Below are 12,679 nucleotides of genomic sequence, written 5' to 3' on the forward strand. Positions count from 1 at the left end.
AGCACCTCGCCTTCGGCATCACCAGTGGACGTGGTCACGCCCAGCAAGGCAATCGCCTCGTAGGTCTTGGGCGCATCGAGCTGCAGCTGGCTGAACTTGGTGGCTGCGCCAAAGCACAACGGCAGCACGCCAGTCGCCAACGGGTCCAGCGTACCGGTGTGGCCGGCTTTTTCGGCGCGCAGCAGCCACTTCGCCTTTTGCAAGGCGTCATTGCTGGACAGGCCCAGGGGTTTGTCGAGCAGCAGCACTCCGTGCACCGGGCGCCGCTGCACCCGGGTGCGGGGAGCGCGCTCGGTCATGTGTTCTCGTCGTCTTTGGAACGGGAAGCCACGGCGCGCGCAATCAGCGCGTTCATGTCGGCCGCACGCTCGGTGGTGCGGTCAAACACGAAATGCAGCGTGGGCACCGTGTGGATGTGCAGGCGCTTGAACAGGCCGTTGCGCAGGAAGCCCGCAGCCTGGTTCAGCGCCGCCTGGGTTTCTTCAGGGTCGCCCGTGAGCAAGCTGAAGAACACCTTGGCGTGCGCATAGTCCGGCGTCACTTCCACCCCCTGCAGCGTCACCATGCCTACGCGCGGGTCTTTCAACTCGCGCGCGATCAGCTCCGTCAGATCGCGCTGGATCTGATCGGCCACCTTGAAGGAACGATTGGGCGTGGAGGACTTTTTCGCAGCCATCGCGGTTCGCAAGACGCTTTACAGCGTCCGAGCGATCTCCTTGATCTCGAAGAACTCGAGCTGGTCGCCTTCCTTGATGTCGTTGTAGTTGCGCAGCTTGATACCGCACTCGAAGCCTTCCTTGACTTCCTTGACATCGTCCTTGAGGCGCCGCACGGACTCGACTTCGCCGGTGTAGATGACCACGTTGTCGCGCAGCAGGCGGAACTTGCAGTTGCGCGTGACCTGGCCGGAGGTGACGTACGAACCCGCCACGGTACCGATCTTGGACGCCACGAACACAGTCCGGATCTCGGCCGTACCAATGGCTTCTTCGCGCTGCTCGGGAGCCAGCATGCCGGACATGGCCGCCTTCAACTCATCCACGGCGTCGTAAATGATGTTGTAGTAGTGCAGGTCCACATCGCTCGACTCGGCCAGCTTGCGCGCACCGGCATCGGCACGCACGTTGAAGCCGATCACGATGGCCTTGGAGGCAATCGCCAGATTCACGTCGGACTCGCTGATGCCGCCCACGCCGGCGTACACCAGCTGCACGCGGATCTCGTCGGTGGAGAGCTTGAGCAGCGAGGCTGCCAGCGCTTCCTGCGAGCCCTGCACGTCCGCCTTGATGATGATGGGCAGGGTTTGCACCTCGCCTGCAGTCATCTCGGAGAACACGTTCTCCAGCTTGGCGGCCTGCTGCTTGGCCAGCTTGGTGTTGCGGAACTTGCCGGCACGGTAGGTCGCGATTTCGCGCGCACGGCGCTCGTCGGACAGCACCATGAACTCGTCGCCCGCCTGAGGCACATCCGACAGGCCCTGGATTTCCACCGGGATGGACGGGCCCGCCGTCTTGGCCGGCTTGCCGTTTTCGTCCAGCATGGCGCGCACGCGGCCGGAGGTCTGGCCGGCCAGCACCACATCGCCCACTTTCAGCGTACCGGACTGCACCAGCACCGTGGCCACCGGGCCGCGGCCCTTGTCCAGCTGCGCTTCGATCACCAGGCCCTTGGCCATGGCATCCACCGGAGCCTTCAGTTCCAGCACTTCGGCCTGCAGCAGCACTTGCTCGAGCAGCTCGTCGATGCCCATGCCGGTCTTGGACGAAACGGCCACAAAGGGCGAGTCGCCACCGTACTCTTCAGGCACCACCTCTTCCACCACCAGCTCCTGCTTGACGCGGTCGGGGTTGGCATCGGGCTTGTCGGCCTTGGTGATGGCCACCACGATCGGCACTTTGGCTGCCTTGGCGTGCTTGATGGCTTCCTTGGTCTGTGGCATGACGCCGTCGTCGGCGGCCACCACCAGGATCACGATGTCGGTGGCCTGGGCGCCACGGGCACGCATGGCCGTGAAGGCCTCGTGGCCAGGGGTGTCGAGGAACGACACCATGCCGCGGGGTGTTTCCACATGGTAGGCACCGATGTGCTGCGTAATGCCGCCAGCTTCGCCCGCAGCCACCTTGGCGCGGCGGATGTAGTCCAGCAGCGAGGTCTTGCCGTGGTCCACGTGACCCATGACGGTGACCACCGGAGCGCGGGGCAGCAGTTCGGCGTCCTTCTGACCCGAATCCTCGTCGGTAAAGGCTTCCGGATCGTCCAGCGCCGCCACCACAGCCTTGTGGCCCATTTCCTCCACCACGATCATGGCGGTGTCCTGGTCCAGCGGCTGGTTGATGGTGACCATCTGGCCCATCTTCATCAACGCCTTGATGACCTCAGACGCCTTGATCGACATCTTGTGCGCTAATTCGGCCACGGTGATGGTTTCGGGCACGTGGACTTCCAGCACGCGTGCCTCGATTGGGGCCGATGGCTGGTGATCGTCACGCTGGTCGCGGTTGTCACCGCGGCGGCCACGCGGGCCACCACGCCAGTTGTTGCGACCCACGCCGCCACTGCTGTCGCCGCGGGTCTTGATCTCTTTCTTCTTGGCCGTGTCGTTGGCCCAGCTGGAGGACAGCTTGGCCGATTTGACTTCCTTGCCTGCACCCGGTGCACCAGCGCCTGCAGCCGGAGCACCAGCGCGGGCCACACCCGTACCCACCGCAGGCTTGTGCAGCGTGCCCTTCTTGGCGTCACCCGCAACGGCAGGCTTGGCCACCGGCTTGGGCTCCTCGGGCTTCTTCGCGACCATCACCGCCTTCTTGGGCGTGGCCATCATCGAGCGGATGGCGGCAGCTTCAGCCTCGGCCTTGCGGCGGCGGGCGTCCAGATCAGCCGCACGGGCCGCTTCTTCCTCAGAACGCGCCTTCGACTCGGCTGCGGCTTTTTCCCGAGCCTCGGCTTGCGCCGCGGCACGCGCGGCGGCTTCAGCCGCCTGCTCGCGGGTGGCCTCCTGCTTGACAGCGGATGCCTGGGCTTTTCTCTCGGCTTCCTGGGCGGCGTAAGCAGCCGCGCGCTCTTCTGCTTCGCGCTCGCGCTTCTCGCGGGCTTCCCGCTCCGCGCGCTTTTCCGCCAACTCGGCTTCCTGGCGGCGGATCAGCTCGGCCTGGCGGCGGGCTTCCTCCTCGCGGCGGGCCAGTTCCAGATCTTCACTGGATGGCGCGGCCTGTTCAGGGACTTGCTCGCGGGTTTCCGAGACGGCTTCCGCACCTTCATCGCGCTGGATGACGGGGCGCTTCTTGCGCACTTCCACCTGGATGGTGCGCGCCTTGCCCGTGGCATCGGCCTGCTTGATTTCGCTGGTGGACTTCTTCACCAGGGTGATCTTCTTGCGGTCAGCCGATGCTGTGCCGTGGCTGGCCTGCAGGTAGGCCAGCAGTTTTTGCTTGTCCGACTCGGTCAATGCGTCGGATGGCGCGGCCTTGCCCACCCCGGCAGCCTTGAGCTGGTCGAGCAGGATTTCAGGCGATTTTTTGAGTTCGGTGGCGAACTCGGCGACAGTGTTACTGGACATATGTGGTTCGTGCCTCCCTGACCCTTACTCTTGCTGCCCTGCGAACCAATGTTCGCGCGCCTTCATGATCAAGGCTTTGGCATCCTCTGCAGACTGTCCGGTCAGGTCGGTCAGTTCATCAATGGCCAGATCGGCCAGGTCGTCACGTGTATGCACTCCGCCTTCAGCCAACTTGGCAATCAGCTCGGGCGTGAGGCCTTCGAGGTCGCGCAGGTCCTGGGAGACCTCTTCCACGCTCTCCTCGCGGGCGATTTCCATGGTGAGCAGCGCGTCCTTGGCACGGGCACGCAGCTCGTTGACGGTGTCTTCGTCGAACGCTTCGATCTCCAGCATTTCCTGCAGCGGCACATAGGCCACTTCTTCCAGGCTGTTGAAGCCTTCGGAGATCAGGATGTCGGCGATTTCCTCGTCCACATCCAGCTTTTCCATGAACAGCTTGCGGGCCGTGTCGGTTTCGTTGGCCTGCTTCTGGGCGCTCTCGGCAGCGTCCATGATGTTGATCTTCCAGCCCGTGAGGTCCGAAGCCAGGCGCACGTTCTGGCCACCCCGGCCGATGGCGATGGCGAGGTTTTCCTCGTCCACCACCACGTCCATGGCGTGTTTTTCCTCATCGACCACGATGGAGGACACATTCGCGGGAGCCAGCGCGCCGATCACGAACTGTGCGGGGTCTTCGGACCACAGCACGATGTCCACGCGCTCACCGGCGAGTTCGTTGGTCACCGCGTTCACACGCGTGCCGCGCACACCCACGCAGGTGCCGATGGGGTCCACACGCTTGTCGTGCGAGAGCACAGCGATCTTGGCGCGCGAGCCGGGGTCGCGGGCGCAGGACTTGATCTCCAGCAGGCCTTGCTCGATCTCGGGCACTTCGTTGCGGAAGAGCTCGATCATGAACTCGGGTGCGGAGCGCGACAGGATGATGGGCGCGCCACGCAGCGTCAGGTCCACTTCCATGATCATGGCCCGCACGCGGTCGCCGCTGCGCAGGTTTTCCTTGGGGATCATCTCGGAGCGGCGCAGGCGGCCTTCCACACGGCCGGATTCGACAATGATGTCGCCCTTGTCCATGCGCTTGACGGTGCCCGTGAAGATCTTCTCACCGCGCGACATGAAGTCGTTGAGCAGCATTTCGCGCTCGGCGTCGCGGATCTTCTGCAGGATGACCTGCTTGGCGGCCATGGCACCGATGCGGCCGATGGGCACGGATTCGACACCTTCCTCGATGTACTCGCCGACCTCGATGTCGGGGATGCGCTCCTTGGCATCCATGAGCAGCTCTTCTGCATCGGGGTTTTGCAGGCCGGCGTCGTCGGGCACCACCAGCCAGCGGCGGAAAGTCTCGTAGTTGCCGCTGTCGCGGTCGATGGACACGCGGATGTCCACCTCGCCCTGGTACAGCTTTTTGGTAGCCTGGGCCAGGGCCGACTCCACGGCGCCCAAGACCACATCACGCTCCACGTTCTTTTCGCGCGAAATGGCCTCAACCAACATCAACAGTTCGCGATTCATGCGAGGACTCTCCTATTTCAATCACCTGAGGACGGACGCGCTGCGTGGCGGCCACCCCGTTCATTCAATTCAGCAATTCAGGCAGGTGCTGAGCCAGCCTTGCCCGCACGCCCCTTGAAATCCACGATGGGCGCCAGGCGCACATCCCGCAACTCATCCAAGGTAAACCCCAGCGCCTGCAACGGGGCGGGGACGCGCTTCTTGCTCACTTTTTGACCTGGCTTGACCGGTGGCTCATCGCTCCAGACGATCTGCCAGCCTCCGGTTTCGGCACGCTCCAGCGTGCCGCGAAATTTCTTGCGGGTGGCATTGACCTGCCCCCCTGCTGCGGCACCAATGGGCGCCTTCAAAGTGATGTCGATGACCGAGCCTTCGAAGCGCACGAAGTCCTGTTCGTGGCGCAAGGGGCGGTCGATGCCGGGGGATGAGACTTCCAGGCGCTTGTACTCAACCCCATCGACCTCCAGCGCAAACTGCAGCTGGCGTGTGACTTTTTCGCAGTCTTCGACCGTGACGAACTGTTCGACGGGGGGAACAGCCGCATCAACTGCGGGCGGCACCCAAGGCAAATCGATGGTGACGCGCAGCAGACCCCCGGCAGAGCGTTCGATCTCCACCAGGTCATAACCCAGACCCGTCACTACTTGTTCAACGACTTGCTGCAATGCCACGTGTTCAGTTCAATCCCGGAAAAACAAAAAACCCGATAACCCCCGGAGATCATTCCCCGACAGCTTCGAGCTCCAAAAGCGTTCGACCAAAAAAAACGGGCGGTTGGTACCCGCCCGCTTGGTCGTGAGGCTCTTATTGTAGCGTGTAACGCGTTGATTTGCAAAGACAGTGCAGGCAGCGCCGTGAGCAGACTGTTGTTAATGCACCAGCGCGGGGCCACACGGCCGCCAACATTGAAATTAAAGCCGGGGCCTTGTTCAGCAAGCGCATGCAGCTACCAGGACGATAGCGATTGCAGCAGACCTATCGCTGCAGCGTTCACCGGCTGCGCGCGGCGCGCACCCGCTCGAAGACCTCCTGGGCCTGCGCATCCGCCCGGCCTGAGCTGGGCGCCGCCTGCAGGCTCGCCAGCAAGCGCGCCAGCACGGGCGCCTGGGGCAGCAGCGGCCCCAGGAACAGCGCGCGCTGGCCGTCGGCGATCAGCAGGGTGGGAAAGGTTTCCACGTCCAGGTCACCCGCGATCTCTGCATCGTCCTCGATGTCCACCCACTCAAAACGCACGTCCGGATGTGCACGAGCCAACTCGTCGAACAGGGGGCGGTAAATGCCGCAGGTGCCGCACCAGGCTGCGCACAGACACACAGCCCACCAGCCACCGGGCGTGGCCGCCGCTGGGCTGGACGGAGTGGACGTGGGCAGTGCGGCGGGGCTGGACATCAAAAGGGCTCCTGGGGCTGGCGCGCGAGGCCCAGGCGCAGGCCCCGCTACAGACCGCGCCGTTCCCGGGCGCGGTAAACCTCGATGGTACCCACCCCGGGCGCCTGGTTGCCCCACTGGTTGCGCACAAAAGTGGTGACGGCTGCGATGTCTTCGTCTGACAGCACCTGCTGGAAGGGCGGCATGCCGTGCGGGCGCGGGTTGCCGGCCGTGGCGGGCAGGTAGCCGCCCTGCAGCACCACGCGCACCAGGTTGGTGGGGTCGGCCAGGGTCACGGCACGGTTGGCCGCCAGGGCGGGGAAGGCGCCGGGCTCGCCCTGGCCCTGGTCACCGTGGCAGGCGGCGCAGTGCTGCTCATACACCTTGGCGCCGCGCGCCATGGCGGCGGCGGGCGGTGCGGGCGGCGGGGCACGCTCCGCAGGCGGCTGCTGCGTCAGGCCCTGCAGGTACACGGCCATGGCGCGGGCATCGGCATCGCTCAGGTACTGCGTGCTGCGAAACACCACCTCGGCCATGGGGCCGAGCACCGAGCCCTGCGGCGCCACGCCGGTCTGCAGCAATGCAGCCACGTCTTCGGTGCGCCATTCCTTGACGCCCGCTTCGTGCGCGGCATTGAGGGCCGGTGCATACCAGTTCTGCACAGGGATCAGCCCCCCGCTGAAGGCCCGGGCCTCCGTGGTGGCGCCCAGCGCGTTGCGTGGCGTGTGGCAGGCGGTGCAATGGCCCAGGCCGTTGACCAGGTAGGCGCCGCGGTTGTACTCGGCCGTTTGGGTTGGCTCGGCCAACGGCTCGCTAGGTGAGAAGAACAGGGCTCGCCACACGCCCAGCGCCGCCTGCGTGCTGTACGGAAAGCGCAGCGCATGCGGCCGGTTGGGCTCGGCCACGGCGGGCAGGCTTTGCAGGTAGGCAAAGATGGCATCGGAATCTGCGCGCGTGACCTGGGTGTAGTTGGGGTAAGGGAAGGCCGGGTAGAGCAGCCGCCCGTTCTTGCTGCGGCCATGGTGCAGGGCGCGCCAGAACTCGGCGGACGTCCAGGCGCCAATGCCGCGCGCCTTGTCGGGCGTGAGGTTGGAGCTGTACACCACACCAAATGGTGTCTCGATGCCCCGCCCGCCTGCGTAGGAGGCCCCGCCCTGCGTGGTGTGGCAGGCCATGCAGTTGCCCACACGGGCCAGGTATTCCCCGCGCTGCACCAGCTCGGGCGTGGATTGCAGGGACTCAGTGGCGGGCAGCGGCTCCTCGCCGCGCAGGTTCAACGTGACCAGCACTGCCGCCAGGATGCCGATGGCCGCCAGCGCGGAAGAGATCGTCCAGAGGATGCGTTTCATCGGGGGCACCCTCCTTTCAGCGCGCCGCCACGGGCACTTCGGCCACGCCGCCGCAGCGGGCGGGCATGGCGGCGGGCAGGCTGTGCGCGGGTTTGCCGCCCGCCGCCACCGGCTGGGCGGCGAGCCAGGCGGACACGGCACTCACCTCCTGCGGTGTGAGCTGCCGCGCAATGGCAGCCATGCAGTCGGGCACCTGCGCGCGGCGCTGGCCGGTCTTCCAGGCGCCCAGCTGGCTGTTGAGGTAGTCGCGCGGCAGGCCCAGCAGGCCGGGGATGGAGGGTGCCACGCCGGTCATCGCCGTGCCATGGCAGGCCACGCAGGCGGGGATGTTGCGGGCGGCGTCGCCCTGCTGCACCAGCTGGCGGCCCTGCTCCAGCACGGCGGGCGCGGCCTGAGGCGGGGGCGGCGGGGGGTACGGCAGCTCCAGCGCGGCAAAGTGCTCGGCCATTTCGCGCAGGTAGTCGTCGGTGAGATGCTCGATGAGGTAGCTCATCTGCGGATAGCTGCGCCGCCCGTCCCGGAAGTTGAGCAGCTGGTTGGTCAGGTAGCCTGCCGGCTTGCCGGCGATGCGCGGAAAGTACCCGTCCGGCGTGGCCCGGCCTTCCTTGCCATGGCAGACGGTGCAGGCCAGCACACGCGAGGCCATGCCGGCGGCCTGCACGGAAGGTGTGGATGGCCGCGAGATGGCAGACGGTTCAACGGGCAGCGAAGGCGCTGGGGGCGCAGCCAGAGCCGCCGCACAGACCGTGGCCGCCCAGCCCAGGGCCAGCCAGCGGCGCAGGTATTGAATCATTGGCAAACGTGGGGATGGGGAGGAACACAAGAGGAAAACACAGTCCGCACTCTACGCCGCCCCTTCAATTCAGTACAGATTCAGTTTCAATCTAAAAATACAGATCAGTTAGCCAACCCAGCCAGCCGCCCCCATGAAGCGCTACGAACGCCACGCCGACGTCCTCGCCCAGCTCATCCACAGCGGCGCCCTGCGCCCCGGCGACCGCATGCCCTCGGTGCGCGAGACCAGCCGCACGCGGGGCATCAGCCCATCCACCGTGTTCGCCGCCTACTACCTGCTGGAAGCCCAGGGCCTGATCCATGCGCGGCCACGCTCCGGCTACTACGTCAGCGGCGCCCGGCCCGCGGCCCCGGGCGGCGAACGCCCGGCCGAGCCCCTGCCCTCGCAGCCCGCCAGCACATCCACCGGCGTGGCCATCAGCGACCTGGTGTTCGAGGTGCTGGGCCAGACCCGCGACAGCACCCTGGTGCCGCTGGGCTCGGCCTTCCCAGGGCCAGAACTCTTTCCGCTGGAGCGGCTGGCGCGGTGCCTGTCGGGCGGCATGCGCCGGCTGGACCCGGCCAGCATCGTGCAGAGCCTGCCGCCCGGCGACGAACGCCTGCGCCAGCAGATCGCGCTGCGCTACGGCCTGCACGGCACGGCGGTGGATGTGGAAGAAATCCTCATCACCAACGGCGCCATGGAGGCGCTCAATCTGTGCCTCGAAGCCGTCACCCAGCCGGGCGACGTGGTGGTGGTCGAATCCCCAACCTTCTACGCCGCGCTGCAGGCGCTGGAGCGGCTGAACCTGCAGGCGCTGGAAATTGCGACCCACCCGCGCGACGGCATCGACCTGGCTGCGCTGGCCGAGGCGCTGGCCCGCCAGCCCCCCGGCCAGCCCGTCAAGGCCTGCTGGCTGATGCCCAGCTTTCAAAACCCGCTGGGCAGCCTGATGCCCGAAGCCAAGAAGCGCGAGCTGGTGGCCCTGCTGGCGCGTTACGGCGTGCCGCTGATCGAAGACGACGTGTATGGCGAGCTGCACTACGGCCCGCAACGCCCGGTGCCCGCCAAGGCGTTCGACACGCAGGGGCTGGTGATGCACTGCAGCTCGTTCAGCAAAAACCTGGCGCCCGGCTACCGCGTGGGCTGGGTGGCGGCGGGCCGGTATGCCACGGCAGTGCAGCGGCTCAAGCTCATGACCACGCTCTCGGCGGCCACGCCGTCGCAACTGGCGCTTTCGGAATACCTGGCCCAGGGCGGCTACGACCGGCACCTGCGCCAGTTGCGCCGCGGCCTGGCCGAGCAGCAGGCCATCGCCCTGGACGCGGTGGCGGCGCACTTCCCGCCCGGCACGCGGGTGTCGCGGCCCGAAGGCGGCTACTTTCTGTGGGTGGAACTGCCGCCCGCCGTCAATGCGCTGGACGTGCACCGCCACGCACTGCAGCACGGCATCAGCCTGGCGCCGGGCCAGCTCTTTTCGGCCGACCGGCGCTTTGCCCACTGCGTGCGCATCAACTACGGCCACCCGGCCCAAGGGCGGCTGCTGCCCGCGCTGGAGTGTGTGGGGCGCCTGGCCACGGCGCTCCTGAAAAAGGAGCTTCCAGCGCTTTCTGGATAAGCGCCGAAGGCACTTTTACCTAAGCATGACCGTCACGCGCCAGCACGCAGGAACCTGAACCTCCCGCCCTGTTGGAAGCACCCAACCTCGGGTTCTCCCGGCATTGGCATACAGCTTGCAACGGCATACTGGCGCGCGCTCCTCCGCAGGAGACCTGGTGCACAACGCAGGCAACCCAACTTTCACTTTTCGCCCTGATCCCTCCATGGCCCACTTGCCCCGGCCCGTGCCGTTCCTGACTGTGGAAGACGAAGACGACTGGGTTGTCTCGTTCGCGCTGGGTCCGTTGGGCAGCCCCCGCCTCACGCTGACCCGGACGCCGCACCTGGAATTCATGCTGCGCCCCGAGCAGCGCGGGGTGTCAGTAGGCTGCGCGGAGGCAGGCCAGCGCCCCGCCCTGCTCGTGGCTGTGCAATGGGGATCACACCGCGTGGACGTGGTGTCCACCGCCAAACGCTACAGCCTGGACATCAGCCGGGTGGACGGCGCCACGCGCGCCGCCGCGCTGCGGGTGCTGGGCAAGATGAATTTCGACCAACGGTTCCAGCTGGGCAGCGCCTGAGCCAACACCAGCGCCGCTCCATTCACACCACCAGCGGCTCCAGCGACCGGATCACCCGGCACGGGCTGCCCGCCGCAAACACCCGCGCCGGCACATCGCGCGTGACCACGCTGCCCGCGCCGATCACCGCGCCATCGCCAATGGTCACGCCCGGGCACACGATGGCGCCGCCGCCAATCCATACGTCGTCGCCAATCGTGATCGGCAGGCCCAGCTCCAGGCCCTGGGCCCGCACTTCGGCCGACATGGGGTGCGATGCGGTGTAGATCTGCACACCCGGCGCCATCAACGTGCGGGCGCCAATGCGCACCGGTGCCACATCGAGCACCACGCAGTTGAAGTTGAAGTACGCGCCCTCGCCCAGCGTGATGTTGTAGCCATAGTCACAGTGAAACGGCGGCGTGATGTACGCGCTGGCCGGAGCGCCGGGGATCAACTGGCCGATCAGGCCCTGCAGGTAGTCCGGCGAGTTGGCCCGCGCATGGTTGATGTCGTGGCACAGCTGGCGTGCGCGCAGGCGGTCGGCGATGAGTTCGGGATCATTGGCGTTGTACAGCTCGCCAGCGATCATCTTGGACTTCTCGGTGGTCACAGGGCATTCCTTTCACGGTGCGAGGGAGGAAGTCTGAGCCCCGCACACCGGCTCTACCGTAGGACGCGGCCGCGGTCCCCGGCCCCCGGCCGCACGGCGCGACGCGGCATGAAGGCGAGCCCTAGTCGAGCAGCGTCCACTTGCGCTCGCTCGCGGCCGACTCCACCACCTTCTCGATGAAGCGCACGCCCAGCGCGCCGTCTTCCACGCCGGGGTAGTCGGCCGCCAGCGTGTCTGCAGCCACCCCCGAGCGGCGGGCGCGGATGTCCGCCGCCACGCCCAGGTACACGTTGGCGAATGCTTCGATGAACGCCTCGGGATGCCCGGACGGAATGCGCCCCGCGCGCAGGGCCGCCGGGCTGAGCCAGGGCGAGCCGCGTGTGAGGATGCGGCGCGGCCCGTCCACCGGCGAATGCACCAGGTGGTTGGGGTCTTCCTGCCGCCAGGTCAGTGTGCCCAGCGTGCCAGACACCTGCAGCCGCAGGTCGTTCTCCAGCCCCGCCGCCACTTGTGACGCCACGATCACGCCGCGCGCCCCGGTGGCGTAGCGCAGCAGCAGTTGCGCATCGTCGTCCAGCTGGCGGCCCGCGCCAAAGCGGGTGAGGTCGGCGCACAGGGCCTCGGGCCGCTGGCCGGTGACGGTGGCGGCCAGGTTCTCGGCGTGCGAGCCGATGTCGCCCATGGTGCCCACCGCGCCGCTGCGCGCGGGGTCCAGGCGCCAGTCGGCCTGCTTGTTGCCGCCGCCCTGCTCCACCGCCGTGGCCAACCAGCCCTGGTTGTACTCCACGGTCACTTTGCGCAGCACGCCCAGGGCGCCGATTTGCACCAGGTGGCGCGCCTCGCGCACCATCGGGTAGCCGGTGTAGTTGTAGGTCACGCCAAACACGGTGCCCGCCTTCTTCACGGCGGCCACCAGCTCGTCGGCCTGCGCGGTGGTGTGCACCAGCGGCTTGTCGCACACCACGTGGAAGCCTGCCTGCACAAACGCCAGCGCCACCGGGTGGTGCATGTGGTTGGGTGTGACGATGCTCACCAGGTCGATGCGCTCGTGCGCCGGGCGGCGCAGTTCGTCGGCCAGCAGGTCCTGCCAGCTGCCGTGGTTGCGGTCGTCCGCCAGGCCCAGCTCGGCGCCGGACGCGCGCGCCCGCTCGGGCGAGGATGACAGCGCGCCCGCCACCAGTTCAAACTGGCCGTCGAGCGCCATCGCCTTGCGGTGCACCGCGCCGATGAAGGCGCCGTGGCCGCCGCCGACCATGGCGTAGCGGAGCTTGCGTTCAGAAGACATGGAGAGCCTTATTTCTTGGTTGTGGTTATCCATTGCGTTGCACGGGACCGACGAAACTGGCG

At 66.9% G+C, this 12,679-nt stretch carries 11 protein-coding genes and 1 pseudogene; 2 read left to right on the forward strand and 10 right to left on the reverse strand.

The genetic code is table 11. The features are described from left to right. From truB to MRY84_RS08045, 8 genes and pseudogenes are all read right to left on the reverse strand, one after another. Positions 1–299: pseudogene (gene truB / locus MRY84_RS08010) on the reverse strand (tRNA pseudouridine(55) synthase TruB); the annotation flags it as partial. Continuing rightward, on the reverse strand, positions 296–676 hold the full coding sequence (gene rbfA, locus MRY84_RS08015) for a 30S ribosome-binding factor RbfA (RefSeq protein WP_291505202.1): 381 nt from the start codon (positions 674–676) through the stop codon (positions 296–298). The gene rbfA and the pseudogene truB, both read right to left, overlap by 4 nt. 18 nt (positions 677–694) lie before the next feature. Beyond that, positions 695–3,556 (reverse strand): translation initiation factor IF-2, encoded by a 2,862-nt coding sequence (infB, locus tag MRY84_RS08020; protein ID WP_291505203.1) that lies wholly within the window; start codon positions 3,554–3,556, stop codon positions 695–697. Positions 3,557–3,580: 24 nt separating this feature from the next. Beyond that, positions 3,581–5,068: a transcription termination factor NusA gene (nusA, locus tag MRY84_RS08025; RefSeq protein WP_291505204.1), complete on the reverse strand. Its 1,488-nt coding sequence runs from the start codon at positions 5,066–5,068 to the stop codon at positions 3,581–3,583. 77 nt (positions 5,069–5,145) lie between these two features. Then, entirely contained in the window at positions 5,146–5,739 is a 594-nt protein-coding gene (rimP, locus tag MRY84_RS08030; protein WP_291505205.1) for a ribosome maturation factor RimP, read from the reverse strand. Between the two features lie 319 nt (positions 5,740–6,058). After that, positions 6,059–6,457 (reverse strand): thioredoxin family protein, encoded by a 399-nt coding sequence (locus MRY84_RS08035; RefSeq protein ID WP_291505206.1) that lies wholly within the window; start codon positions 6,455–6,457, stop codon positions 6,059–6,061. A 47-nt stretch (positions 6,458–6,504) separates the two neighbouring features. After that, the gene (locus MRY84_RS08040) at positions 6,505–7,785 is read right to left on the reverse strand and encodes a c-type cytochrome (protein WP_291505207.1); all 1,281 of its coding nucleotides are present in this window, start codon (positions 7,783–7,785) and stop codon (positions 6,505–6,507) included. Positions 7,786–7,801: 16 nt separating this feature from the next. Further along, positions 7,802–8,578: a c-type cytochrome gene (locus MRY84_RS08045; RefSeq protein ID WP_291505208.1), complete on the reverse strand. Its 777-nt coding sequence runs from the start codon at positions 8,576–8,578 to the stop codon at positions 7,802–7,804. Between the two features lie 133 nt (positions 8,579–8,711). Here MRY84_RS08045 and MRY84_RS08050 point away from each other — a divergent pair, with 133 nt between their 5' ends. Both MRY84_RS08050 and MRY84_RS08055 read left to right on the forward strand, forming a co-directional pair. Next, positions 8,712–10,178 (forward strand): PLP-dependent aminotransferase family protein, encoded by a 1,467-nt coding sequence (locus MRY84_RS08050; RefSeq protein ID WP_291505209.1) that lies wholly within the window; start codon positions 8,712–8,714, stop codon positions 10,176–10,178. 205 nt (positions 10,179–10,383) lie between these two features. Next, on the forward strand, positions 10,384–10,740 hold the full coding sequence (locus MRY84_RS08055) for a hypothetical protein (RefSeq protein ID WP_291505210.1): 357 nt from the start codon (positions 10,384–10,386) through the stop codon (positions 10,738–10,740). Between the two features lie 22 nt (positions 10,741–10,762). Here the strand turns inward: MRY84_RS08055 and MRY84_RS08060 are convergent, their stop codons facing one another. Beyond that, positions 10,763–11,332: a sugar O-acetyltransferase gene (locus MRY84_RS08060; RefSeq protein WP_291505211.1), complete on the reverse strand. Its 570-nt coding sequence runs from the start codon at positions 11,330–11,332 to the stop codon at positions 10,763–10,765. A 121-nt stretch (positions 11,333–11,453) separates the two neighbouring features. Continuing rightward, positions 11,454–12,617 (reverse strand): Gfo/Idh/MocA family oxidoreductase, encoded by a 1,164-nt coding sequence (locus MRY84_RS08065; RefSeq protein ID WP_291505212.1) that lies wholly within the window; start codon positions 12,615–12,617, stop codon positions 11,454–11,456. Between the last annotated feature and the right edge of the window lie 62 nt (positions 12,618–12,679).

Source organism: Acidovorax sp. (assembly GCF_022763525.1).
Taxonomy (GTDB): Bacteria; Pseudomonadota; Gammaproteobacteria; order Burkholderiales; family Burkholderiaceae_C; genus Acidovorax.